Below are 23,478 nucleotides of genomic sequence, written 5' to 3'. Positions count from 1 at the left end.
CGCGATGGTTTACCGTGGAGATCAGTCGCGCCGGGCCTTCCTCAAGCGATCGGGGGCGATGGGCATTGCCGGGGCAGCGGCGCCGTTCGTCACCAATCTCGCGGCGATCGGTGAAGCGGCGGCGGCAACCGCCAGCGATTACAAGGCGCTGGTGTGCATCTTCCTGTACGGCGGCAACGATTATGCGAATACGCTGCCGCCCTACGACCAGGCAAGTTACGACCTGTATTTCGCCGAGCGCGCCAACATCGCGCATGCCCGGGCGAACCTGACCGCCACCGCGCTGACGCCCACCGTCGCGCTGCCGGGCGGACGGCAATATGCGCTCGCGCCGACGATGACTTCGCTCTTGCCGATATGGACTGCGGGGAAGATGGCGACGGTGCTCAACGTCGGCACGCTGGTCCGCCCGACCACCAAGACGCAATATCAACAGGCGAGCGTGCCGCTGCCGCCCAAATTGTTCAGCCACAACGACCAGCAAAGCTATTGGCAAGCCTCCAGCCCCGAAGGCGCGGCGAGCGGGTGGGGCGGGCGGCTGGGCGACCTGTTCCAGTCCGGGAACGGTACAGCATCGCTGACGTGTATCAGCGTCGCCGGGAATGCGGTGTATCTGACCGGCAAGGCGGCGGTGCAATATGCCATCGGCACGAACGGGCCCGTGGCGCTCAACGCGTCGTCGAGCCTGTATGGTTCGGCCACCGCATCGTCGGCGCTCAAATCGTTGATGACCGCGACCAACGCGACCAACAATCTGGCGAACGAGCATGGCAAGGTCGCGGGGCGCTCGCTCGATCTTTACGCGCAGGTCAGCGGTGCGCTGGCGGGTGTGCCGGCGGGCAACTTCACGACATTTCCCGCCGGCAACAGCCTGGCCGATCAGATGAAGATGGTCGCGCGGATGGTCGCGGTCAGCCAGGAACTGGGTGCCAAGCGGCAAGTGTTCTTCGTATCGCTCGGCGGGTTCGATTTGCACGATGCGCTGGTCGCCAAACATGGCGGATTGGTCGGACAGGTCGCGGATGCAATGGCCGCATTCTACAATGCCACGGTGACTTTGGGCGTGGCCGACAAGGTCACGGCGTTCACCGCGTCCGATTTCGGGCGGACGCTGACGTCGAACGACGACGGGTCGGATCATGGCTGGGGCAGCCATCATTTCGTCGTCGGCGGCGCGGTCAAGGGCGGGCGGTTCTATGGCACCGCGCCCGCGGTCGGGAACAACACCGCCGACGATGTCGGGCAGGGGCGGCTGGTCCCGACGACCTCGGTCGATCAATATGGTGCGACCCTGGCCAGCTGGTTCGGGGTCAGTGCCAGCGATTTGCCGACGGTGCTGCCCAATATCGGCAATTACGGGGCGGCGAATATCGGCTTCGTCTAGGTCTTGCGCTGGCGCAGCTTGCTCCAGACGATCAGGGCGATCAGCGCAACGACGACCAGCACGATCACCAGTTCGGCGCTGCGAAACGCGTCATGCACGCGCGGATCGGTGTTCCACGCGCGACCCAAGCGTTCGCCGATGGTGGCCAGCGCCGTGCACCAGACGATCGAGCCGATGGTCGTGAACACGTGGAATTTGACGCGGTTCATTTGCGCGAGGCCCGCGGGCAAGGCGACGAACGCGCGGACGATCGGCAGCATGCGCCCGATCAATACCGCCGCGCTGCCGAAGCGCGAGAAGAAACGCTCGGCAAGATCGAGATGGTGGACGTCGAGCAACAGCCAGCGGCCATAGCGCGCGATGAACGGCCGGGCGCCGCGCTTGCCGATCTGGTAAGCGATCGCCGCGCCGATATTCTCACCGATCACCGCCGCGATGACGATGCCGAGGATGCTGAAATGGCCGAGCGAGGCGAGATAACCCGCGAACGGCAGGATCGCTTCGCTGGGCAAAGGCACGCACGCGGCGGCGATGGCCATGAGCAAGGTAATGCCGGGCAGGCCAAGCGCCAGCACGACCGCAGTGGCCCAGCCGGCGACGACGGCGATAACCTGATCCAGCAGCCCCATGCCTGCGCCCCCTAAAGCTCAGCCGCCGGGGCGCAAGGTGCGGCGATAGGTCAACACCGTCAGTGCGGCGAACAGCAATGCGCCGGTGAAGATGGCGGGAGTCGCGAAGCTCTCGCCCACCAGGGCCAATGGCGAGCCGCTGCCGGTGGCGACGATCAGCCCCGCCAGTGCCACGCCGAACAGCCCGTCGCCGACGATGAAGCCCGAGGCGAGGAGGACGCCGCGCCGCCGCGTTTCGTCGTCCTTCGCGGCACGATCGAACCAGTCGCCGATCAGCGCGCCGATGACGACGGGCAGCGTCGCCCCCATCGGCAGATAGATGCCAAGGCCGACCGCGAGCGGCGGACAGCCGTAACGACCGCTCCGTTTGAGGATGATGTCGAGCAGGATCAACACCACACCGAATGCCGCGCCGCTGCCGATCAAAGTCCAGTCCAGACCCTTGCCGAGCACACCCTGCGCCAAAGTCGCGATCAGCGTCGCTTGCGGCGCGCCGAGCGGATGGGCGGGGGCGGTGCCGACGAGCGGCGCGAAGCCATAGGCCTTGTTGAGCAGATCGAGCACGCCGGGGATGACCGCCGACCCGGCCAATACGCCGATGACCAGTGCCGCCTGTTGCTTCCACGGCGTCGCGCCGACCAGTTGCCCGGTCTTCAAATCCTGCAGATTGTCATTGGCGATGGTCGCCGCGCAGAACACGATGGCGGTCGCGATAAGCGCGAAGGCGACGAGGTGCGCGTTGGCGCCGTCCGGCAGGCCCGGCTTGACGAACAAAGCGAGCAAACCCGCCGCCGCAACGACGCCGAGAATGCCGAGCCCCGAAACCGGCGAGTTGGACGATCCGACCAGCCCCGCCATGTAGCCGCACACCGCCGACACCAGCACGCCGATGACAAACACATAGACCAGCCCGCCGATACTGAGCGGCAGGGCGTATGCGGCCAGCGGTCCGCTGGCGGCGAAAATGTACAGCACCACGCCCGCCAGTCCGAGCATCGCGATGATGCCGATGCCCATCGTGCCGACGCTCAAATCCCGTTCCTCGATGGCCAGCGTTTTGCCTGCGTTGCGCGCGCGCGATGCCGCGATCGATTGCAGGAGCCCGCCGATCACCGGCCGTGCGATCATCGCCAGCGTCCAGATCGCCGCGATGCCGATCACGCCGACACCGAAGAAGCGGACTTGCTTGGCCCAGACCAGTTCGGCGGCTTCGGGATTATGCTGCATGAATGTCAGGATCGGCGTCACCACCCAAAAGCCGATGACGACGCCGAAACCGATGGCCAGCCCGACCGCGCGCCCGACCAGATGCCCCGCGCCGACCAGCGCCAGCTGCATGCCGAAATCCACGCCGGTGCCGACCGGCCCGATGCGAAACCATTTGGTGATCGCGCTCGCTGTCAGCCCCATTGCGGCGGTCAGCGAATAACCGACGGCGGCGACCGACCCCATGACGATGGTGCGGAGGCCCGCGCGGTTCTCCGCCGCACTTTCCGCGCCCGCGCTGCCGACTTTCAACACTTCGGCGGCGGCGACGCCTTCGGGGTACGGCAGGTCCGAACCGGTCACCAGCGCGCGGCGCAGCGGCACCGAGAACAACACGCCGAGGATGCCGCCGACCGCGCACACCGAAAAGCTCATCCAGAACGGAAAGCCGGTCCACCATCCGGTCATGATCAGGCCGGGCAGGACGAAGCCCACCGACGCGATCGTCCCCGCCGCCGATGCGACCGTCTGGACGATGTTGTTCTCGAGGATGTTGGCGTCCCTGAACGCGCGCAGCAGCGCCATCGAGACGACCGCGGCGGGGATCGAGGTGGCGAAGGTCAGCCCGACCTTCAGCCCCAGATACAGGTTCGCGGCGGTGAACAGGAACGTCAGAACGATGCCCAGCAGCACGCCGCGCACGGTGATTTCGGGCAGCGAGCGATCGGGCGTCATCGGGCCAAGTTCACACGATTCACATGTGCCAATGTCATTCAATTCGCCCCGTCAATCTCGCTGTGGAGACACTGGCACATGCGGGCCGGTGTAGGACAGCTTTTTCAGGCGGCGAGGCGCGCCCGCACCATCCGCAAATCATCGACGAAGCGCGCATATTCGTCCGCCTGTTGCGCGGGGTCGATGCGCAGGAGGTAGCTGGGGTGAACGGTGATCCATGCCTCACCGCCGCCGGGGAGCTCGAGCGCGCGGCCGCGATTGGCGTTGATCGTCATGACCTTGCCGAACAGGCTGCGCGCGGCGGTGGCACCCAGCGCGACGGTGACTTTGGGCGACAGGATCGCGCGCTCCTGGTCGATCCACCAGCGGCATGCCTCGATTTCGCCCGCGCCGGGTTTGGAGTGGATGCGCCGCTTGCCGCGCTGTTCGAATTTGAAGTGTTTGACTGCGTTGGTGACGTACGCTTTGGCGCGGTCGATGCCCGCATCCGCCAGCGCCTCGTCCAGTTTCTGCCCCGCTGGACCGACAAACGGGTGGCCCGCCAGATCCTCCTGATCGCCCGGTTGTTCGCCGACCAGCACCAGCGGCGCATCGACCGGGCCTTCGCCGAACACGGTTTGCGTGGCGCATTTGTAGAGGTCGCAGCGGGTGCAGTGCATGGCTTCCTCGCGCAGCCGTTCCCATGCGATTTGCGCGTTGCCGCCGACGCTCGTGCGAGAACGCTCGACCATCGCGGTTTCGCGCGCCTGCGCCTTGGCCAGCAGTTCGGGGACCAGCACAGTCTCGGGCATGTTCTTCCAGTATTTCTTGGGCATTTCCCTCAACATCGCACCAACCTTGACGCGCGCGGGGTTGAAGATGTTGGCGTAATAGGTCTTCCACACCTCCTCGACCGGATCGCCCGCGGGGGCATCGGCCTTGGACGCGGGCGGGCCTTCGGTCAGTGTCTCGCCGTCCCAATGCACCGACACTTCGGGCGTGAGGATCGACCAGTGCATCGTCGCGAACCGGCGGATGAAGAAGCCGGCGTTGTGGCGGGCGATGTGGTGTTCGGGTTCGAACCACGCGACGAACCTGCCGTCCAGTTCCCGAAACCGCAGGAACGCGCGCATCTTGTGGATGTCGCGGCGGACCGCCTTGGCCATATCTTCAAGGCGGTCGACCAGCGGATCGGCATGGTCGTCCATCAGCGCGCGGTCGGTCTGGAGCCGCCACAACAGGGTATAGAGCAGGGCAAACCGCTCATGGTCCGAATGCAGGATCGCGGTTTGCGCCAGCGTCAGGAATGACTTGGGGACGGTGAGATTGCCGACAAGACCGGCGGCCGGGGGCGGCGGCGCGGCGAACAGGTCATCGCTCTCGCCGACGCGCCACACCACCGCTTCGGGCGGCACGCGCGCCAACAGTAACCCGCGTGCCGCGTCCCGCCACGCGTCGAAATCGTCCGGTGCGGGCAGGGCGATGGCAGAGGTTTGCAGCGCGTGTGCTGCGCTCAATCTTCCTTTTCCTCCTTGGCCTTTTCGACCGGGTCGGTCTCTTCGGCCTTTTCGATTTCGTGGGGTTTGCGCTCGTTGAAAATCTTGGCGAGTTCCACTTCCTGGGCGTCGTCGATCCGCTCCGCCGCTTCGGGGAACATTTCTTCCTCTTCCTCGGTGATGTGGTGGTCATATTCGGTGCGGAGTTCGTCGAACCCCTTGCGCCACGCCGCGCCGTCAACCTTCACTTCATAGAGGTGGAGGATCATGTCCTCGATTTCCTTATGCTCGGAAACCGAGTGGCGGCCGTCCTCCTGCAATTCGGGGTCGGCGAGCATCGTGGCGTAAAGCGTCTGTTCCTCGGCGGCGGCGTGCGCCGACACTTCGATGCGGAACGCCTCGAGGAGCTTGCCGCGCTTGTCGGCATCGCCCGCGCTGTCGGCGATCTCGACCAGCATCGCGCGGTGCTTGTCGTGGTCCTGTTTCAAGCGGTCGAAAATCGTGACGTCAGCCATGCCGTTTCTCCTGTTCAGGGGTGAAACGCTCAGGCGGCGAAAAGCTCCATCTGTTTCGCCGGCGGCGTCAGTCTCGCGCGCAGATCGGCGGCGTCGGTCAGGAACATGGGACGCCAATCGGCGGCGACGATGAACGGGCGGATCTTGGCGACCGACACGGTCAGCCGCGCCAGATCGTCGAGCCGCAATTTACGGTGACGGCGGATTTGCAGGATCGCCTTGACCGCTTTCGTCCCCAGACCGGGCACGCGCCACAGCATTTCGCGCGGCGCACGGTTGACGTCGACAGGGAAGCTTTCGCGGAACTTGAGCGCCCAGGCGAGCTTTGGGTCGATGTCGAGCGGCAGCATGCCGTCGTCGGTTGCGGCGACAACTTCCTTCGGCGCGAAACCGTAAAAGCGCATCAGCCAGTCGGACTGATATAGCCGGTGTTCGCGCATCAGCGGCGGACGCTTTAGGGGCAAAACCGCGCTGGCATCGGGGATCGGTGAGAACGCCGAGTAATAGACGCGGCGCATGCCGAAGCGGTCGTAAAGATTGCTCGCGCGGTTTACGATGTCGCCATCGGTCGCACTGTCTGCGCCGACGATCATCTGCGTCGATTGGCCGGCGGGGGCATAGCGCGGCGCGGATTTGAAATGCTTTTTCGCGTCGCGCGCGTCGAGGATCGACAGCTTCATGTCGCCCATCGCGCCTTCGATCTGGTCGATCGACTTTTCGGGTGCGAGGCGCGCGAGGCCGGGGACGGTAGGCAACTCGACATTGATCGACACGCGGTCGGCATGCCGCCCCGCCGCCGCGACCAGTTCGGGATCGGCATCGGGGATGGTCTTGAGGTGGATGTAACCGCGAAAGCCGTGATCTTCTCGCAGGCTCCGCGCGACCTCGACCAACTGCTCCATCGTGTAGTTTGACGTGTGGATGATGCCCGAGGAGAGGAACAGGCCCTCGATGTAATTGCGCTTGTAGAATGCTAGGGTGAGGTCGACGACCTCCTTTGCAGTGAAGCGCGCGCGCCGCACATTACTGCTCTTGCGGTTGATGCAATAATGACAGTCGAAAATGCAGCTGTTGGTCAGAAGGATCTTGAGCAGCGAAATGCAGCGGCCATCGGGTGCGTAGGCGTGGCAAATACCCATGCCCTCGGTCGACCCGATGCCCGAAGATTTGCCCGCGGAGCTGCGCTTGGCTGTCCCCGACGACGCGCACGACGCATCGTATTTCGCCGCATCGGCGAGAATTTCGAGCTTTTTCTGGACGTCGAGCTGGGCCACATGTTCCGTATAGGTTCCGCCGCCGTCCGTGTCGAGTCAGTGACTTAGGCCAAGGCTGCCTTGCGGTTCATCGGATCGGACACGAACAGTTTGAACAGGATGAACGCGACCAGCCCGACGCCCGCGCTGGCGACATGGATCAGCCAGAAGGTCGTCGTCGGCAGCGACGAGTACAGCCCGCCGACATAACCGACGATCGCGTTCGCGGCGAAGAAGGCGAGGTAGTAGAAGCCGAGCATCGTTGACGTCACCGATTTGGGCGACAGCTTGGTGAACAGCGCCAGGCTGATCGGCAGGATGTGCGCGAAGCCGATCGAATTCACGAGGTGGAACATGAACGGCCAGAACAGCCCGATCTTGCCCGCCCCTTGCGTCGCGGCGGCGGCGAACAGGCACATGCCACCCGCCATCGTGAACACGCTGCCGATGATCATCTTGCCGAGTTCGTCGGGTTCCCAACCGCGTTTGCCGCGCCAGTTCCAGAACGCCGCGACGACGACGAGCATCGAAAAACTGAGTGTGGCGTCGAGTGTGATCAGCCAGCTCGACGGCAGTGTCTTGCCAGCAAAAGTCAGGTTGAAGTGCGCGTCACCCCAGACGAGATAGGCGTTGAAGATTTCCTGATTGGTCAACAGCGCCACTGCAATCACGGGGACGAGCAGGAGCAGTGAGGCGATGCGTTTCCAGTCGTCGCCGGTCAGCGGAATTTTGGGCTCGCTGGCCTTGCGCAGATTGTCGGGCGGCAGATAGCGGCTGCCCGACAAATAGATGCCGAGGCCGGTGACCATGACCACGCCCGCGCAACCAAAGCCCCAATGCCAACCGACATTCTGTCCCAGCGTACCCGAGATCAGCGGCGCGGCGATCACGCTCACATTGATAAAAATGTAGAAGATCTGGAACGCCATGGCGCGGCGGAGGTCGGTATCCGAATAGAGCGCGCCGACCTGACTGGCGATATTGCCTTTGAAGAACCCGACACCGATGACGAGCGCACCGAGCGCGAACAAGAAGCTGCCCTCGAACGCCATCAGAAAATGACCGAGTGCCATCAGCAATCCGCCGATGATCATCGTCGTGCGCCGCCCGAGCAATTTGTCGGCGATGACCCCGCCGAGCAGCGGGGTGCCATAGACCATTGCGGTATACGTGCCGAAAATCGCGCTCGCCAACGGCTGGCCGTCGAGGCCGGGGAAGATATGCGCGCGCAACCAATCGAGACCGATGACGCCTTCGATATGGCCGGGCAGCAGCAGGTACTTGACCATGTACAGCACGAGCAGCGTCTGCATCGAGTAATAGGAAAATCGCTCGCACGCCTCGGTAAAGCTCAGATAGCCGAGCCCCTTGGGATGGCCGACAAAGCTGCGGTCGTGCGCGGGGGCGAGTTCGGGCTCGCCGGGTTCGGCAATGCTCATGGTCGGAAGGTCGTCCTGTTTAGCTGAACAGCCAATGGCCGAGCAGGCGGTCGAAGGGGAAGGTGAAGAATCCGGCGATCAGCAAAGCGCCGGTGACCATGCCGCGAACCGCGCGGCGATGGCGCTTCAGATTATGCGCGCGTGCCGACAGGATGATGACCGGCACCTGGATCACCACCCACACGCTGAGGATATGGATGAAAGAGAAACCGCCGGCGTTGACCTGGCGGATCAACAGGCTGTCGACTGCGGTGAGCAGCATTGCCGTCGACCAGACCCAGCCGAGCTGGCGGTGCAGGCGATCCCCGCGCGAACGCAACAGCATGACGGGCGTCAGCACCAAAGCCACGGTCATCGTGGCGAGGTGAAACCACACCGGCCAGATGATCTGTCCCCAATCGGCGCGCCCCTTGAGGATTGCCGTGACCATCGCGGCGAGCAGGATCGCGGCACCGAACGCGAGGATGCGTTCATAGACGTCGGGCGCGAACGGATGCCGCTTTTCCGCAATCAACGCCGCCGTCGCCATGAATATCGCCCCTCGACCCCGCGCGACGATGCGCTAACATCGGCGCATGCTCAAGTCCTTCGTCAGCGCGATCGCGCTTATCGCTTCGGCCGCCCAGGCTGCTCCCGCCACCGATCTGCAAAAGGCCATCGCCGATCACTGGGCATGGTATCTGGCCAACAATCCCGAACAGGCGTCGGGGCTGGGCCATCACGAATATGATGCCCTGGTCAGCGATCCGAGCCTTGCCAATCAGGACCGGCAGGCGCGCGACGAACAGGGTTTTCTCGACCGGTTGACCGCGATTTCCGATGCCGGGCTCGATGAGCAGGGCCGCATCAACAAGGCGATCCTGTCCCGCCTGCTGCGCGAGGATGTGGCCGCAGCGAAGTTCGGGGAGCGGCAAATGCTGTTCACCAGTTACTATAGCTGGTGGCAGGGGTTCGCGTCGCTGCCCGAAGGACTGCGGTTTTCGACCCGCGCCGACTACGACAATTATTTGACGCGCCTCGGTAAATTCCCGGCGCAGAACACCGAATATCTCAAGATCAGCCGCCAGGCGGTGGCGCAGGGCTATGTTCAGCCTTGCGCGGTGCTCGACGGGATGGCCGGCACCATCACCGGCGTGATCAAGCCCGATGTCGCGCAATCGCGGTTCTACGAGCCGTTCCTGCGCCCCAAGCCCGCAACGGTCAGCGATGCGGATTGGGCAGCGCTGAAAACCCGCGCGGCGCAGGTGATCAAGGGGACGGTCGAGCCCGAATATGGCAAGATCGCCGAGTGGTACGGCAAGGAGTATAAATGCCGCGCGACCGTCGGCGCGGCGGACCTGCCGCAGGGTCGCGATTGGTATGCGCTGCAGGTCGCGCGCCGCACCACGACTGCGCTGTCCCCAGATCAGATTCATCAAATCGGGCTGAACGAGGTCAAGCGAATCGGCGCCGAGATGGACGCGCTGGCGCGCAAGAACGGCTTTGCCGACCGCAAGGCGATGGTCGCGCAGATGACCGCCGATCCGGCGCAGCATGCGCGTAACGCGGAGGAATTGCTTGCGGCGGCGGCGTACCAGAACAAGCGCATCGATGGCTTGCTGCCGCGCTATTTCGGCAAGTTGCCGCGGCTGACCTACGGCGTGAAGGCCATCCCCGCGGAGACCGCGGAGGGGACGACCACCGCTTATTCGCAGCCGGGCAGCATCGCCAGCGGCATCGCCGGAACCTATTGGGTCAACACCTCACGGCTCGACCAGCGACCCTTGTACGAACTGCCCGCGCTGACCGCGCATGAAGCATCGCCGGGGCATCAGACGCAGCTGTCGCTGCAGCAGGAGCTCGACCTCCCCGAATTCCGCAAATACGTCGCGGGTTTCACCGCGTATGTGGAGGGCTGGGCGCTCTACACCGAGCATCTCGGTATCGAGATGGGACTGTACAACACGCCACAGCGCGACATGGCGCGATTGAGCTACGAGATGTGGCGGGCGTGCCGGCTGGTCGTCGATACCGGCGTACATTCGAAAGGCTGGTCGAAGGCGCAGGCGGTGACGTTCATGCGCACCGAAACGGGGTTAAGCGACAAGAATATCGATGCGGAGGTCAATCGCTATATCAGCTGGCCGGGACAAGCGCTCGGTTACAAGATGGGTGAGCTCAAAATCCGCGAATTGCGCTTGCGCGCTGAACAGGAACTGGGGCCGAAATTCGACTTGCGCGCGTTCCACGACACGGTTCTCGGGCAGGGTGCGGTGCCGCTCGACGTGCTCGAAGCGGAAATCAATCGCTGGATCGCGGCGCGTAAGGCGTAATTTAATAATCGGCTTAGCCGTCACCCTGACGAAAGTCAGGGTCCATTGGTCTTCGGCTTTGGACGGAGCGCCAATCGACCCCGGATCAAATCCGGGGTGACGAAAATCCTTACCCTAATTTCCGTCTTCCAGCCCGGTCGCATTCTGTTTCGCGGCCTGGGCGCGTTCGGCTTTGCCGGCGCGGGCCTGTTCGACGAAGCAGCCGGTGTAACCGCCCGGGCCGACCGCGGTGCAGCTGCCCGTGCCGGTCTTGGCGCCCGCGTCGATCGTCGATTGCGCGCGCGCGGCCCAGGCCTGGCGGTTTGGGGCGATGATCGCGTCCTGGCGCAAATCCTTGGGAATGCGGAAGCGTTCACTTTCCTTGGCGCGCACGCAGATCGTGTTTTCGGGGCACTTGTCCTCGCCGAAAATCGTCAGCACGCGATCCTGCGCCAGTGCGGGCAAGGGCGCCGTCATCTGGGCCAGGAGCAGGGCGGCGGCAAGCAGTTTCTTCATCGGTCCATCCTTGGGGCTTTGACCTGAACGCACGATGTCGCGTCTAGATGCGTTTGGACAATTGGATTGCGGCGCGGCATCCCGCGCGGATCGCAGCGGACAGCAACGGATAGCCAAGCGCGCGTTCGGCACCGGCGGCCAGCGCCTGTTCCTTATGTTCGAGTTCCTCGGCCTGGAAATCGGCGATGCTTTCACTGAGTTCGGGATCGCTGTCGCCGAGCTCGCGCAGCTGATCGGCATAATGTTTGTCGATTTCGGTCTCGACCGCGGCGGTGCAGGCCATCGCGGCTTCCGGTCCCATCAGCGCGGTCGCCACGCCCAGCGCATAGCCCGCGACGCTCCACAACGGCTGCAGCGCGGTCGGCCGCACGCGGCGCTCGGCGATCAGCGCGTTGAAGCGTCTGAGGTGGCGCTCTTCCTGCGCCGCCATGCCCGCGATGGTCCGCGCCGCCTTGCTCCGCGACCCCATGATCGCGAGCTGCCCGGCATAGATGCGCGTGGCGCCATATTCGCCCGCCTGATCGACGCGGATCATCGATTTGGTGTCTGGCTCCATCATCGTGCGCGCTTTAATAAAGCAAACACGCCGATCCCGCCAAGGATCGACCAGAGTGCGTTGAAGCCTGCCAGCGAAACGCCGTGGAACGTCCATTGCGCGGAATCGCAGCGGATCATTGGCGTCGCCATGATGCTATCCAAGGTTACCGCGCCACCAGTGCGCGAACAGGTAGTGAAGCCTTCCCACCAATGATATTCGACGCCGGCGTGGAAAATGCCGATCGCGCCCGAGATCAGGATCGCGACGGCGGCGAGCCCGATCAAGCTGCGGCGCGGATCGCGCGGCAGGAAGAAGGCGAGGATGGCCAGCGCGATGGCAATTTCGTGCGGCCAGCGCTGCCAATGGCACATCTCGCACGGATAGAGGTGGCCGATATATTGCGAGCCCAGCGCCCCCGCCATGGCGATGGCGGGCGCGGCAAGCGCGAGAGCGTTGGCGCGGGCAAGCGGTGTCACTTGCGCGCCGCAACCCGTGTCGGCGTCGTCGTCGCGAGGCGCGCGACGGTCTTCAGCGCGTAATCGAGCTGGAAGTCGTCGATGCCCTTGGCTTTTAGCTGTTCGGGGGTCGCGGCGAAGCGCGGATCGGCTTTGGCGTCCGATTCGAGGACTGAGTTGTCGACCTTCGCCTGATTGAGCAGATGCTTGCGCAGATCGGCCTCGCGGATGCGCGGGCGATCCTTGTAATCGGGGTCGGTCAGCTGCGGCACGATGATGTCGGGCTCGATGCCGCCTTCCTGAATGCTCTTGCCCGACGGCGTATAGTAACGCGCGGTGGTCAGGCGCAGCGCGGTGTTTTCGCTTAAGGGGGCGACGGTCTGCACCGATCCCTTGCCGAAGCTGCGTTCGCCCATGACGATCGCGCGGCGATTGTCGCGCAAAGCGCCGGCGACGATCTCTGCCGCCGAGGCTGAGCCCGCATCGACCAGCACGACGACTGGCAGGCCGTGCGCGAAATCACCCGGCGCGGCGTCCCAGCTTTCGTTCTGGCGCGGATCGCGGCCGCGCTGCGACACGATATTGCCCTTGTCGAGGAACGCGTCGCTGACCGCGACCGCCTCGTCCAGCAAGCCGCCGGGGTTTTCGCGCAGATCGACGACATAGCCCGCGGGCTGATGCCCCAGCGCCTTGTCGACACCCATCAGCGCCGCGCGCACGGCCCCGCCGGTGTCGCGCGAAAAGGCGTTGATATTGATGTAGCCGACATCGCCCTTCACTTCCCATTTGACCGGGCGCAGCTTGATGATCTCGCGCGTCAGTGTGACGTCGAACGGCTTGTCGCGACCGGGTCGTACGAGGGTCAGCATGATCGTCGTGCCGGGCTTGCCGCGCATCTGGTCGACCGCTTCGTCCAGCGTCCCGCCGACGATGAACTGACCGTTCAGATGCGTGATGTAATCGCCCGACTTGATCCCGGCCCGGGCGCCCGGCGTGTCCTCGGCGGGGGTGATCACCTTGACCGCGCCGTCTTCCATCGTGACAGTCAGGCCCAGGCCGCCATATTCGCCATCGGTCTGCGCGCGCAGATTGGCGTAGTCGGTGCCGGCCTCGTATCCCGAATGCGGGTCGAGCGCGGCGAGCATGCCGTCGACGGCACCACGGATCAGCACCTTGTCGTCGACCTTGTCGACATAATCGGCGCGGACGCGGTCGAACACCTCCATGAACGTGTCGAGTTCCTTCGCGGTCGACGGATCGACGCTGCCCATCGCCCCGGTGAGTATCGGGATCATCGCAGCGGCGGAGGTGGCCAGGGCGAGGCGGAGCGCGTTCTTCATGGCCTGGAGCTTACGCGCGGCACGGCTCACCCCGCAAGTCGCGTCGGTGCAATGGGGGTGCCGTTCTGGCGCAGTTCCAGCCGGATGGCGGGATCGACGGCGAGCGCGTGGCCCACAGGGGCTCCCGCCGTGACCTGGTCGCCGCGCACGACGGACAGGTCGGCGAGTCCGGCGATGACGCTGGTCAGCCCGCCGGCATGCTCGACAATGACGACGCGGCCATAGCCTTTGAGCGTGCCGGCAAAGGCGACACGCCCGCCGCGTGGCGCGCCGACGATCGCGCCGGGCGAGGGCGCGAAGACCAATGCCGCCGAACGTCGCCCGTCGTCGAGTCGCTCGCCAAATCCCGTCACCAATGTTCCGGCGGGCAGGGTGTAGGCGACGCGCGCCTGGACCGGTCCGGCGGGGGCGAGCAGACGCGGCAACGCGCCCAGCCGCGCGGCGGTGGCCGTGTCGGCTCGCGCTTCGTCGATCGCCCGTTGCAGCCGCTCGACATCGTCGGCCAGAACGAGTGCGCGATCCTGCGCGGTCAGCCCCCGGCCCGCCGCATCCTCGGCGGCGCGGAGCCGAGAACCTGCATAGCGACCGAGCGCGGCCTGCTGCGCCACCAACTGGGTCTGCGCGATGGAGAGGATCTGGCGTTCGGACAGCGCCGAAGCGCGAACGCGATCGAGCATTGCCGCTTGCGCGCGCAACCCTGCGGTGCGCGCCTCGATGGCGGGGACCAGCGCGCGGATCGACGCGCGGACATGCGCCTGCGTGTCGAGCGAAGCGGGGTGAACCAAGGCCAGCGCGGCGGGTCGGCGTTGCAGCGCAACCAGCGCAGCGATCAGGCGTGCAATCGGTTGGCGCTTCTCGGCAAGCTGCGCCTCGAGAGTGCGGCGCTGGGCATCGATGTCGAACAGGCGCGCCTGCGAAACGGCGACCGCGTTGCGCGACGCGACGATGCGCGCGTCGAGTTCGCCGGCGAGTGCCCGTGCTTTCGCAGCGGAATCAGTCGCGTTGCGCGCGGTTTGCGCGAACCGCGACGCGTCGGCTTCGGAGGTGCGTTGGGCGCGTAGGAGCGCCGCCGGATCGGGCGGCGCGGCGCCGACCAGCAACAGCGCGAGCGATGCGGCGAAATGCCTCAGCCTAGGCGCCCTTGCCGAAGGTGGCTTCGTAGGCGGCGGGGCTTTCGTTCAGCAAACGCGCCTGCTCGACCAGCCGGTCGCGGCGGACGCGACCGGCGAACGGGCCCAGCCGCGCGTCGAGATCGGCCTGCTGCCCCTCGTCGAGCGCCGCGAGCGCGGACAGCGTGGCACAGCCTTCGCCCGACAGCGCCGCCGCGAGTTTTGGCCCAACACCCTTGAGCCGCGTCAGCTCGCTGTCGGTCAGTTGCGGTAAAGGCGCGGCGGCTGGTGCGACCACCGGCCGGTCGAGCGTCCGCGTCGACGTGTCGCGCTCGGTCAGGTTGACCCGCTGCCCGCGTCCGCGCCGCAGCACGATCACCAGCAGCAGCGCGACCGCCAGCAGGACGGCGATCAATGGCCAATAGTGATGCAAGACTTCGGTGGTGGTCATGGCCCGTCCCTGTTCAGCCGCTCGATTTCGCGCCAGCCGATGTCACTGCGGCAAAACCCGTCGGCAAAGTCGATCTTGTCCACGGCGGCATAAGCGCGTGCGGATGCTTCGGCGACATCATGCCCCGTCGCCGTCACCGCCAGCACGCGCCCGCCATTGGCGACGAGTTGGCCGTCCCGCAGCCGCGTGCCCGCCTGAAACACGATCGCGCCAACCGCCTCAGCCCCGTCGATCCCGGTGATGGAGCCTCCCTTGCGCGGTTCGCCGGGATAGCCTTCCGCCGCCACTACGACGGTCAGCGCGGCCTGGTTTGAAATAGCGAATTCGGCCTCAGCCAATCTCCCGGTCGAGCAGGCGTAGAGAATCGCCGCCAGATCGCCTTCGATTAGCGGCATCAGCACTTGCGTCTCGGGATCGCCAAAGCGGGCGTTATATTCGATAAGCTGCGGCCCGGTCGCCGTCAGCATCAAACCGGCATAAAGCACGCCGATAAACGGTGTGCCCGCTTCGGCCATCGCGCGGACGGTTGGCTCGACGATCATGCGCATCGCTTGCGCCTCGAGCTCGGGCGTCAGCACCGTTGCGGGTGAATATGCCCCCATGCCGCCGGTGTTCGGACCGGTATCGCCTTCGTCAACGCGCTTGTGATCCTGCGCGCTGCCCAAAACCCGGCTGGTCGTGCCGTCGGTAAGGACGAACAGGCTGGCTTCCTCACCGGTCAGGAATTCTTCGACGACCGCGTCGCCAGAGACATCTCGCGCGGCCGCTTCGGCCTCAGCCAGCGTCATCGCCACGACGACGCCCTTGCCCGCCGCCAGTCCGTCCGCCTTGATGACCACTGGCACACCGAACCGGTCCACCGCCGCCAGCGCCGCCTCCGCACCAGTTACGCGTTCAAAACCAGCGGTCGGAATATTGTGCGCCGCGCACAAATCCTTGGTAAAACCCTTCGATCCCTCAAGCTGTGCCGCCGTGGCACCCGGCCCAAATGCCGCAACTCCCGCATTGCGCAGCGCATCGGCCAGCCCGTCGACCAGCGGCTGTTCCGGCCCGATCACCACCAGGTCGATCGCGAAGCGGCCGCAAAATGCGACCACCGCGCCCTTGTCGGCGATGTTGAGCGGCACCAATTCGGCGTGGTGCGCAATGCCCGGATTTCCCGGCGCGGCGTAGAGTTTCGTCAGGCTCGGCGATTGCGCCAGCTTCCAGGCGAGCGCATGTTCGCGTCCGCCGCCGCCCACCAGCAGGATATTCATGACCGATTTGCTCGCCGACCCTGCATCTCCGCCGCTGGTAGCCGACGTGCCCGCGGGGAGCAACGCGGCGCCGATGAGCGTCAGCGAGTTGTCGCACCTGCTCAAGCGCCATGTCGAAAGCGGTTTCTCCCATGTTCGCATCCGAGGCGAGATTTCGGGGTGGCGACCCGCCGCTTCGGGGCACGCCTATTTCTGCCTCAAGGACGACAAGGCGCTGATCGACGGGGTGATGTGGAAGGACGTGTTCCGCCGCCTCGCCTTCGCCGCCGCCGACGGGATCGAAGTCATCGCGACGGGCAAGCTGACCACTTATCCCGGCCGTTCGCGCTACCAGATCGTCGTCGAAAGCCTTGAACTGGCGGGCGAGGGGGCGATGCTCGCGCTGCTCGACAAGCGCCGTCGCGCGCTCGAGGCCGAGGGGCTGTTCGATCCGGCGAACAAGCGACCCTTGCCTTACGTCCCCCGCCACATCGGTGTCGTTACCTCGCCCACCGGCGCGGTGATCCGCGACATTCTGCATCGGCTCGCCGATCGTTTCCCGAGTCATGTCACCGTCTGGCCCGTCCTGGTGCAGGGTCAGGGCAGCGCCGAACAGATCGCCGCCGCCATCACCGGCTTCGGCGCGATGCCCGCAGGTCAGCGGCCCGACCTCCTGATCGTCGCGCGCGGCGGCGGGTCGATCGAGGATTTGTGGAGCTTCAACGAAGAAGTCGTCGTCCGTGCGGTTGCCGCGTCGCCGATCCCGGTCATTTCCGCGGTCGGGCACGAGACCGACACGACATTGTGCGATTTCGCCGCCGACGCCCGCGCGCCGACCCCAACCGCAGCCGCCGAAATGGCCGTGCCGGTGCGGCTCGAATTGCTCGCCCAGATCGATGCGAGCGGCGCTCGAACGCTGCGGTGCGCCCGACGCTACGTCGAACGCGGGCAGGAACGGCTCGACATCGCCGCCGCGCGGCTGCCCGAGCGGCAGGCCTTGCTCCAACCGCAAGCGCAACGAATCGACGACCTCGCGGAACGTCTGCGCCGTGGCCTGTCGGATCGCGCGGCGACGGCGGGACAGTGTCTCGCCCGGACCAGCGGCGGTCTGCGCCCCGCCGTGCTGCAACGTCAGGCGGCGGCGGCGGCGGATCGGCTGGCCGGATTGTGGCGGCTCGCCGAACAGCTGCATCCCGAAAAACCGCTCAAGCGCGGCTACGCTCTGGTCATGGACCGTAACGGCAAACCGCTGATCAGCGCCGTAGCCGCGACCAAGGCCGCCGCGCTCAACCTCAAGTTCAGCGACGCCGAGATCGCCGTACGGGTTGAGGGCGCGCCACGCCGCGCCTATTCTCCGCCGCAACAACCCAATTTGTTCGAAGGCTGATCATGACATGCTGATGTCCGCAGGGCGGCCCGCCCGGCTCCATTATATGGCCAATCAATTCCGCCTGCTCGCATCTGGCGATCATGTCATCTGCGCGGCGTCAGGCGAACGCATTCCCCTCGACGAGTTGCGTTACTGGAGCGTGGCGCGGCAGGAACCCTATGCCAGCGCCGAACTGGCGACGCGGGCGATGGTTACTGTCGCCTAACCGATCCGGCGAGCGCTGATGGCGCGGCCCTTGGCGACTTTCAGGAAGTAATTGCCCATCGCGCCCTTGGTCAGGTTGACCGCCATGCCGGGGCGCGGATCGGTGAAGCGACTGTCGACCTCCACCGTTTCCCAAACACCCCCGGTGGTCAGCGTGATACGCCATTTGCCGTATGGCAGCGGTCGCGCGCTGGCGACGGTATCGTCGAGCGTCTGTTCATCGGCCTGATCGTCGACATTGCCTTCGCGCCCGGCGAGGAAGCCGATGCGCGGGAGGTTGAAGCCGAACAGGCCCTTGCGCGCTTTTTTGACTTCCTGGCGGTCCACGATGACCACGTCCTGATTCTTGGTGGCGGTGTCGAGCGCGGCGGCGGCGCTGTCGTAACAGGCGAGGCGCTGCGCCGGATCCGCGATGGCGCGGCACGCCTGCAACGCGGTGTAGGGGCGCGCCGCCGGGGGCGCATCGGCCGCGGCGAGCGATGTTCCGGCGAGCGCGAGCACGGCGAGGGGCAGCAGGGCTTTCATCATACTCTCCGGAATTTTCAGCGACTTCATGCCGTGCCACGCGGCCGATGACAAACCTGTGACGAAAAAACCACAGGGTGTCGGGATAACGGCAGGTAATGTGCTGTTCATGTTGCATCGCGGCGGGCGCGGCCCGTAAGTCGGCTTATTCGGATTCCGTGGGGGGTCCGTGAACCAAGATCTTTCAAGGCCCGGAAATGTCCGGTCCTAGCTAGGGGAACATACGAATGCTTAGCTCCTCAACGCGTCGCTCGCTGCTCGCGTCGACCATAATCGCCGGCTCGCTGATCACCAGCGCTGCTCATGCCCAAGGGCAGGCGACTGCTGCCAACCCGACCGCCGATGCGGCTGCGACGGCTGACGAAGGTCAGACCATCGTCGTGACTGGTTCGCTGTTGTCGAACCCCAATCTGGCGCAGACCCAGCCGGTCAACGTGACCACGGCCGAAGAAATCAACCTTCGCCAGAACAACGTCGCTGAAGAAGTTCTGCGCGACATTCCGGGTATCGTTCCCGACGTCGGTTCGGCCGTTAACAACGGCAACGGCGGCGCGTCAAATGTCAACCTTCGCGGCCTCGGCTCGAACCGCAACCTGGTTCTGATCGACGGCAACCGCATCGTTCCCGCCGATCTCGCCGGCGTGTTCGATCTCAACAACATCCCGCTGGCACTGATCGAGCGCGTCGACGCGCTGACCGGTGGCGCTTCGACCACTTACGGTGCCGACGCCATTGCCGGCGTCGTCAACTTCGTGACTAAGAAGAACTTCTCGGGCATCGAAATGTCGCTGGGTGAAAAGATCACCGAACAGGGCGACGGCAACTATCTGCGTGCCGACGTGACCATCGGTGCGAACTTCGACGACGGCCGCGGCAATGCGGTGTTTTCGATCGGCTATCAGGAATCGGACCCGGTCTATCAGGGTGCTCGCGACTTCTCGCGTGACTCGATCGACTCGTTCTCGGGCACGCTGGGCGGTTCGGGCACGGCGGTTCCGTCGCGCGTCACCGGTACGCGCAACCTTGCGGGGACCGCGAACAACGGCACCGTGTTCATTAATCCGGCGGCTGGCACGACCGGCACCGGTCAGTTGTTCAACTTCAACCCGTACAACGTGTTTCAAACGCCGTTTAAGCGTTACAACATGTACGGCGCGGCCAATTATCAGATTTCGGACGCGATCGAAGTTTATACCCGCGGCCTCTTCTCGAAGAACGCGGTTAAGACGATCATCGCGCCGTCGGGTGCTTTCGGCATCGCTGTCGCGACCAACCTCAACAACCCGTATCTGCCCGCCGGTCTCGCGAACCAGTTCTGCGCCTTCGACGTCGATCCGACGGCGGCCGGCTATCGTCCGCGCTTCACCCCGGCCGAATGCGCCGCGGGGCGCACGGCGACCGGTCCGGGCGATCCCAACTATCGCGTCATCGGTCTGAACACGATCATCCCGTTCGACGCCAATGGCGACGGCGTGATTGCGCCGGGTGAAACCATCAACTCAAACCCGGCCATCTCGCTTAGCCGTCGTCTTGTCGAAGGCGGTCCGCGTTCTAGCGAATTCGATACGACGCTGTTCGACTATCGTCTCGGCTTCAAGGGCGGTATCACCAGCACGATCAATTGGGACGTTTCGGGTGGCTATGGCGAATCCGAAAACCGTCAGCGCATCACGGGTTACACCCTGAACTCGCGCTTCGTGCAGGGCTTGCTGGCGAACAACACAACGACCTGTATCAACACCGCGAACAAGTGCGTCCCCGTCAACGTGTTCGGTCCCCAGGGTTCGATCACCGCTGCTCAGGCCGCGTTCCTGCAGTCTGAATCGTCGACCTTCCTGAAGACCACGCTTGCTCAGGCGCGTGCGGTCATCAGCGGCGACTTCGGCGTGGCGAGCCCGTTCGCAACCGACGCGATCAGCTTCGCGGTCGGCGGCGAATATCGCAAATACACTGGTCAGCGCCGTTCGGACGCTTTGTCCAAGGGGGGTGATCTGGGTGGCGCCGGTGGCGCGACCCCGGATATCGACGGTTCGTATGACGTGTATGAAGCGATCGGCGAAGTCGCCGTGCCGCTGGTCCAGGACAAGCCGTTCTTCAACAGCCTGTCGGTCGAAGGTGGGGTCCGTTATTCGCACTACACCATCGGCACGCCGACCAACCCGAAGTTCAACACCACGACCTGGAAGGTCGGCGGTGCTTGGGAACCGATCCGCGACATCAAGTTCCGTGGTAACTATTCGCACGCGGTCCGCGCGCCGAACATCGGTGAGTTGTTCGCGCCGCAGAATACGGTTCTGACCTCGCTCGGTACTGACCCCTGCGCCTCGCTCAGCGCTGCTGGTGTTCGCACCTCGGCCGGCCCAACGGGTGCGTTGCAGGCGGTTTGTATCGCTCAGGGTGCAACCGCCGGTAACGTCGGTACCATTCAGGCGCCGACCGCTGGCCAGGCGAACATCACGACCGGTGGTAACCCGCTTCTGAAGCCTGAAAAGTCGGACAGCTACACCTTCGGTGTGGTTCTCCAGCCGACCTTCCTGTCGGGATTCAGCGCAACCGTTGATTACTACCACATCAAGGTGAAGGATGCGATCACGACGCCAACCACGGCCGACTTGATCCAGTCCTGTTTCGGTGGCGCGACGGCTGGCAATGGCGGCGCAGGCCTCCCGGCGAATGCAGCGACGAATGTGGCTTGTACCCAGATCCGTCGTAACACGCTGACCGGTGGCCTCGACGGCGATCCGGCGATCTCGAAGGGCCTGTTTGGTGCGCTTACCAACCAGGGCCAGCTCAAGACCGACGGCATCGACGTGGCGATCAACTATCGCACGCCGCTCCACTTCATGGACTCGTTCAGTGAGGGCACGAAGCTGAGCTTGAGCTTCACCGGGAACTACACCTTCTCGTCGAACTTCAAGGCGAACCAGAACAGCGCGACCTCGTATGATCGTGACTGCACTGGGTTGTTCTCCACGAACTGCGGCGGCATCCAGCCGAAGTATCAGTGGTCGCAGCGCACCACGCTGACCTTCGGTGACGTTGATGTATCGCTCCTGTGGCGCCACATCTCGAAGGTGAAGTATGAAGGCACCGAGAGCGACTTCCTCGCTCGCGGCTTCACTCTCGCGAACCACTGCTTGTTCCCGTACATCAACACGTTGCCGGCAACGAGCACGACCTGTCCGACGAACAAAGCTGTGCTGAACAACACCCCTGCCGGTTATGCCGGTTACGGTGCCGGCAAGACGTTCAACTTCAACGAGATCAAGGCGTACGACTATTTCGATCTGTCGCTGCGCTTCGGCCTGACCAAGAATCTGGACCTGACCATCTTGGCCCAGAACATCCTTGATAAGCAGGCTCCGGTCATCGGTGCGAACTATGCCGGTTCGACTGCCTTCAACAGCGGCAACACCTTCCCGTCGACGTACGACGCGCTGGGCCGCAAGTACTCGGTGGGTGCGCGCCTCAAGTTCTGATCGCGCAGATCAACTGATAAAATTGGGCGGGTCTTCGGACCCGCCCTTTTTTTTGGCCGCAGCCCCTGCCATGCCGTGGCTATGACCAGCGCGCGTGAGTGGAATGATCGGGGGGTGGCGGCGCTGAATACCGGTCGCGCTGCCGAGGCGACTGCCGCCTTTGCACAAGCTACCGCGCTCGACCCCGACGCTGGACCCTTGTGGCTCAACCTCGCCAAGGCGCACCGCCTCGCTGCCAACGATGCGGGGGAACATGCCGCACTGACGCGAGCCTTGGCGATCGATCAGCTCGATTTCATGGCGCAGGTCCGCAAGGCCGAACTTCACCAACGCCGGGGTGAGGACGCCGACGCTCACCAGCATTGGAGTGCCGTCGTTCAACTCGGTGCGCAGATGCCACCTGGCCCAGCGCTCGAAGCGGTCATCGCCCGCGCCCGCGAGTTCGTGTCGCGCCGCACCCAATCGCTAGCCGATGCGGTCGAAGCCGAACTCGGTCCGGCCATCGCCGATGCCGATTCGCTGACCCGTCGCCGCATCTCCGCCGCTGTCGATCACGCGCTTGGCCGCCGGTCGCTCTACATCAACCAATGTGCCGGGCTGCATTACCCGTTCCTCCCCGCCGACGAGTATTTCGATCGCGCCCATTTTCCCTGGCTCGCGGCACTCGAGGCCGAAGTTCCGGCGATCCGTTCGGAATGGGAGATACTGATCCGCGAACGCGACCCGGGCTTCGTGCCCTATGTCAGCCTGGCGCCCGGCACCCCTGAAAATCCGTGGAGTGCGCTCAGCGACTCATTCGACTGGTCGGCGCTGTATTTGTGGAAATATGGTGAGCCGCAGCACGCTATTCTCGAAGCTTGTCCCCGCACGCGTGCGGCGCTCGAGGCGGTGCCCGGCATGAGCATTCCGGGCCGCGGGCCGACTGTGTTCTTCTCGCTGCTCAAGCCCGGCGCGCGGATCCCGCCCCACACCGGCGTGTCTAACATCCGCACCATCGGGCATCTCGCTTTGTCGATCCCCCCGGGCTGCGGATTTCGCGTCGGCGGTGAGACCCGCGAGTGGCGCGAGGGCGAGGGCTGGCTGTTCGACGACACGATCGAGCATGAAGCGTGGAACGACAGCGATCGGCCGCGGGCGATCCTCATCTTCGACGTATGGAATCCCTATCTGACCGCGCCGGAACGTGATTTGGTCTCGCGATACTTCGCGACCGCCGATGCTGCGGGTCACGGCGTGGCCGCCTTCGACTAGATTCTTGGGCGGTATTGCGGTATTTGTCGCGCGCGTATTCACTCGGGTGGGACCAAGA

The 23,478-nt window shown here is 64.8% G+C and carries 21 protein-coding genes; 6 read left to right on the top strand and 15 right to left on the bottom strand.

Going from position 1 to position 23,478, the window contains the following annotated elements:
* The first annotated feature begins 4 nt into the window (after window positions 1-4).
* Window positions 5-1,384, top strand: coding sequence for a DUF1501 domain-containing protein (locus tag ACM9ME_RS14050; protein ID WP_415644091.1), 1,380 nt, complete (start codon window positions 5-7; stop codon window positions 1,382-1,384).
* Here ACM9ME_RS14050 and ACM9ME_RS14045 read toward each other — a convergent pair.
* The 7 genes from ACM9ME_RS14045 to ACM9ME_RS14015 form a co-directional block, all read right to left on the bottom strand.
* Window positions 1,381-2,013 (bottom strand): DedA family protein, encoded by a 633-nt coding sequence (locus tag ACM9ME_RS14045; protein ID WP_415644090.1) that lies wholly within the window; start codon window positions 2,011-2,013, stop codon window positions 1,381-1,383. The two genes, ACM9ME_RS14050 and ACM9ME_RS14045, sit on opposite strands and share 4 nt — an antisense overlap.
* A gap of 18 nt (window positions 2,014-2,031) precedes the next feature.
* Window positions 2,032-3,954, bottom strand: coding sequence for an OPT family oligopeptide transporter (locus tag ACM9ME_RS14040; RefSeq protein WP_415644089.1), 1,923 nt, complete (start codon window positions 3,952-3,954; stop codon window positions 2,032-2,034).
* A 104-nt stretch (window positions 3,955-4,058) separates the two neighbouring features.
* A complete protein-coding gene (locus ACM9ME_RS14035; RefSeq protein ID WP_415644088.1) occupies window positions 4,059-5,450 on the bottom strand; it encodes a UdgX family uracil-DNA binding protein in 1,392 nt (463 codons plus the stop codon).
* A complete protein-coding gene (locus ACM9ME_RS14030) occupies window positions 5,447-5,944 on the bottom strand; it encodes a hemerythrin domain-containing protein (protein ID WP_415644087.1) in 498 nt (165 codons plus the stop codon). Before ACM9ME_RS14030 ends, ACM9ME_RS14035 begins: the two co-directional genes overlap by 4 nt.
* A 29-nt stretch (window positions 5,945-5,973) precedes the next feature.
* Window positions 5,974-7,218: a putative DNA modification/repair radical SAM protein gene (locus tag ACM9ME_RS14025; RefSeq protein ID WP_415644086.1), complete on the bottom strand. Its 1,245-nt coding sequence runs from the start codon at window positions 7,216-7,218 to the stop codon at window positions 5,974-5,976.
* 44 nt (window positions 7,219-7,262) lie between these two features.
* Complete coding sequence (locus tag ACM9ME_RS14020) at window positions 7,263-8,636, bottom strand: peptide MFS transporter (protein ID WP_415644085.1); 1,374 nt, start codon at window positions 8,634-8,636, stop codon at window positions 7,263-7,265.
* Window positions 8,637-8,655: 19 nt separating this feature from the next.
* Window positions 8,656-9,165 carry a DUF2306 domain-containing protein gene (locus ACM9ME_RS14015; protein ID WP_415644084.1) on the bottom strand — a complete coding sequence of 170 codons (510 nt, stop codon included), beginning with the start codon at window positions 9,163-9,165 and terminating at the stop codon, window positions 8,656-8,658.
* Between the two features lie 46 nt (window positions 9,166-9,211).
* On the opposite strand from ACM9ME_RS14015, the gene ACM9ME_RS14010 reads away from it, so the two are divergent.
* A complete protein-coding gene (locus ACM9ME_RS14010) occupies window positions 9,212-10,948 on the top strand; it encodes a DUF885 domain-containing protein (RefSeq protein WP_415644083.1) in 1,737 nt (578 codons plus the stop codon).
* A gap of 114 nt (window positions 10,949-11,062) precedes the next feature.
* Here ACM9ME_RS14010 and ACM9ME_RS14005 read toward each other — a convergent pair whose 3' ends face one another.
* Genes ACM9ME_RS14005 through purD form a run of 7 tightly spaced genes read right to left on the bottom strand, consistent with a single transcriptional unit; the run spans window position 11,063 to window position 16,592 of the window.
* Window positions 11,063-11,443: a hypothetical protein gene (locus tag ACM9ME_RS14005; RefSeq protein WP_415644082.1), complete on the bottom strand. Its 381-nt coding sequence runs from the start codon at window positions 11,441-11,443 to the stop codon at window positions 11,063-11,065.
* A 43-nt stretch (window positions 11,444-11,486) separates the two neighbouring features.
* Window positions 11,487-12,002 (bottom strand): demethoxyubiquinone hydroxylase family protein, encoded by a 516-nt coding sequence (locus ACM9ME_RS14000; RefSeq protein WP_415644081.1) that lies wholly within the window; start codon window positions 12,000-12,002, stop codon window positions 11,487-11,489.
* On the bottom strand, window positions 11,999-12,457 hold the full coding sequence (locus ACM9ME_RS13995; protein ID WP_415644080.1) for a disulfide bond formation protein B: 459 nt from the start codon (window positions 12,455-12,457) through the stop codon (window positions 11,999-12,001). The genes ACM9ME_RS14000 and ACM9ME_RS13995 overlap by 4 nt, the downstream gene beginning before the upstream one ends.
* Window positions 12,454-13,776 carry a S41 family peptidase gene (locus ACM9ME_RS13990; protein ID WP_415644079.1) on the bottom strand — a complete coding sequence of 441 codons (1,323 nt, stop codon included), beginning with the start codon at window positions 13,774-13,776 and terminating at the stop codon, window positions 12,454-12,456. Before ACM9ME_RS13990 ends, ACM9ME_RS13995 begins: the two co-directional genes overlap by 4 nt.
* Window positions 13,777-13,802: 26 nt before the next feature.
* Window positions 13,803-14,876 carry a murein hydrolase activator EnvC family protein gene (locus tag ACM9ME_RS13985; RefSeq protein WP_415644078.1) on the bottom strand — a complete coding sequence of 358 codons (1,074 nt, stop codon included), beginning with the start codon at window positions 14,874-14,876 and terminating at the stop codon, window positions 13,803-13,805.
* A 31-nt stretch (window positions 14,877-14,907) separates the two neighbouring features.
* Window positions 14,908-15,336 (bottom strand): hypothetical protein, encoded by a 429-nt coding sequence (locus ACM9ME_RS13980; protein WP_415644077.1) that lies wholly within the window; start codon window positions 15,334-15,336, stop codon window positions 14,908-14,910.
* The gene (gene purD / locus ACM9ME_RS13975) at window positions 15,333-16,592 is read right to left on the bottom strand and encodes a phosphoribosylamine--glycine ligase (protein WP_415644076.1); all 1,260 of its coding nucleotides are present in this window, start codon (window positions 16,590-16,592) and stop codon (window positions 15,333-15,335) included. The genes ACM9ME_RS13980 and purD overlap by 4 nt, the downstream gene beginning before the upstream one ends.
* Here purD and xseA point away from each other — a divergent pair.
* Together xseA and ACM9ME_RS13965 are read left to right on the top strand one after the other, a co-directional pair.
* Window positions 16,591-17,958 carry an exodeoxyribonuclease VII large subunit gene (gene xseA, locus ACM9ME_RS13970; RefSeq protein ID WP_415644075.1) on the top strand — a complete coding sequence of 456 codons (1,368 nt, stop codon included), beginning with the start codon at window positions 16,591-16,593 and terminating at the stop codon, window positions 17,956-17,958. The two genes, purD and xseA, sit on opposite strands and share 2 nt — an antisense overlap.
* 7 nt (window positions 17,959-17,965) lie before the next feature.
* Window positions 17,966-18,166, top strand: a complete 201-nt coding sequence (locus ACM9ME_RS13965; RefSeq protein ID WP_415644074.1) for a DUF2093 domain-containing protein — start codon at window positions 17,966-17,968, stop codon at window positions 18,164-18,166.
* Here ACM9ME_RS13965 and ACM9ME_RS13960 read toward each other — a convergent pair.
* Window positions 18,163-18,693, bottom strand: a complete 531-nt coding sequence (locus tag ACM9ME_RS13960) for a hypothetical protein (RefSeq protein ID WP_415644073.1) — start codon at window positions 18,691-18,693, stop codon at window positions 18,163-18,165. The genes ACM9ME_RS13965 and ACM9ME_RS13960 overlap by 4 nt on opposite strands.
* 224 nt (window positions 18,694-18,917) lie before the next feature.
* Between ACM9ME_RS13960 and ACM9ME_RS13955 the strand changes: the two genes are divergently transcribed.
* Window positions 18,918-22,169 (top strand): TonB-dependent receptor domain-containing protein, encoded by a 3,252-nt coding sequence (locus ACM9ME_RS13955; protein ID WP_415644072.1) that lies wholly within the window; start codon window positions 18,918-18,920, stop codon window positions 22,167-22,169.
* A gap of 81 nt (window positions 22,170-22,250) precedes the next feature.
* Window positions 22,251-23,420: an aspartyl/asparaginyl beta-hydroxylase domain-containing protein gene (locus tag ACM9ME_RS13950; RefSeq protein ID WP_415644071.1), complete on the top strand. Its 1,170-nt coding sequence runs from the start codon at window positions 22,251-22,253 to the stop codon at window positions 23,418-23,420.
* The last annotated feature ends 58 nt before the right edge of the window (window positions 23,421-23,478 follow it).

Source organism: Sphingomonas antarctica, assembly GCF_965137005.1.
GTDB classification, from domain to species: Bacteria; Pseudomonadota; Alphaproteobacteria; order Sphingomonadales; family Sphingomonadaceae; genus Sphingomonas_O; species Sphingomonas_O antarctica.
The sequence above is the reverse complement of the archived record's forward strand: the minus strand, read 5'-3'. Positions and strand labels throughout refer to the sequence as shown.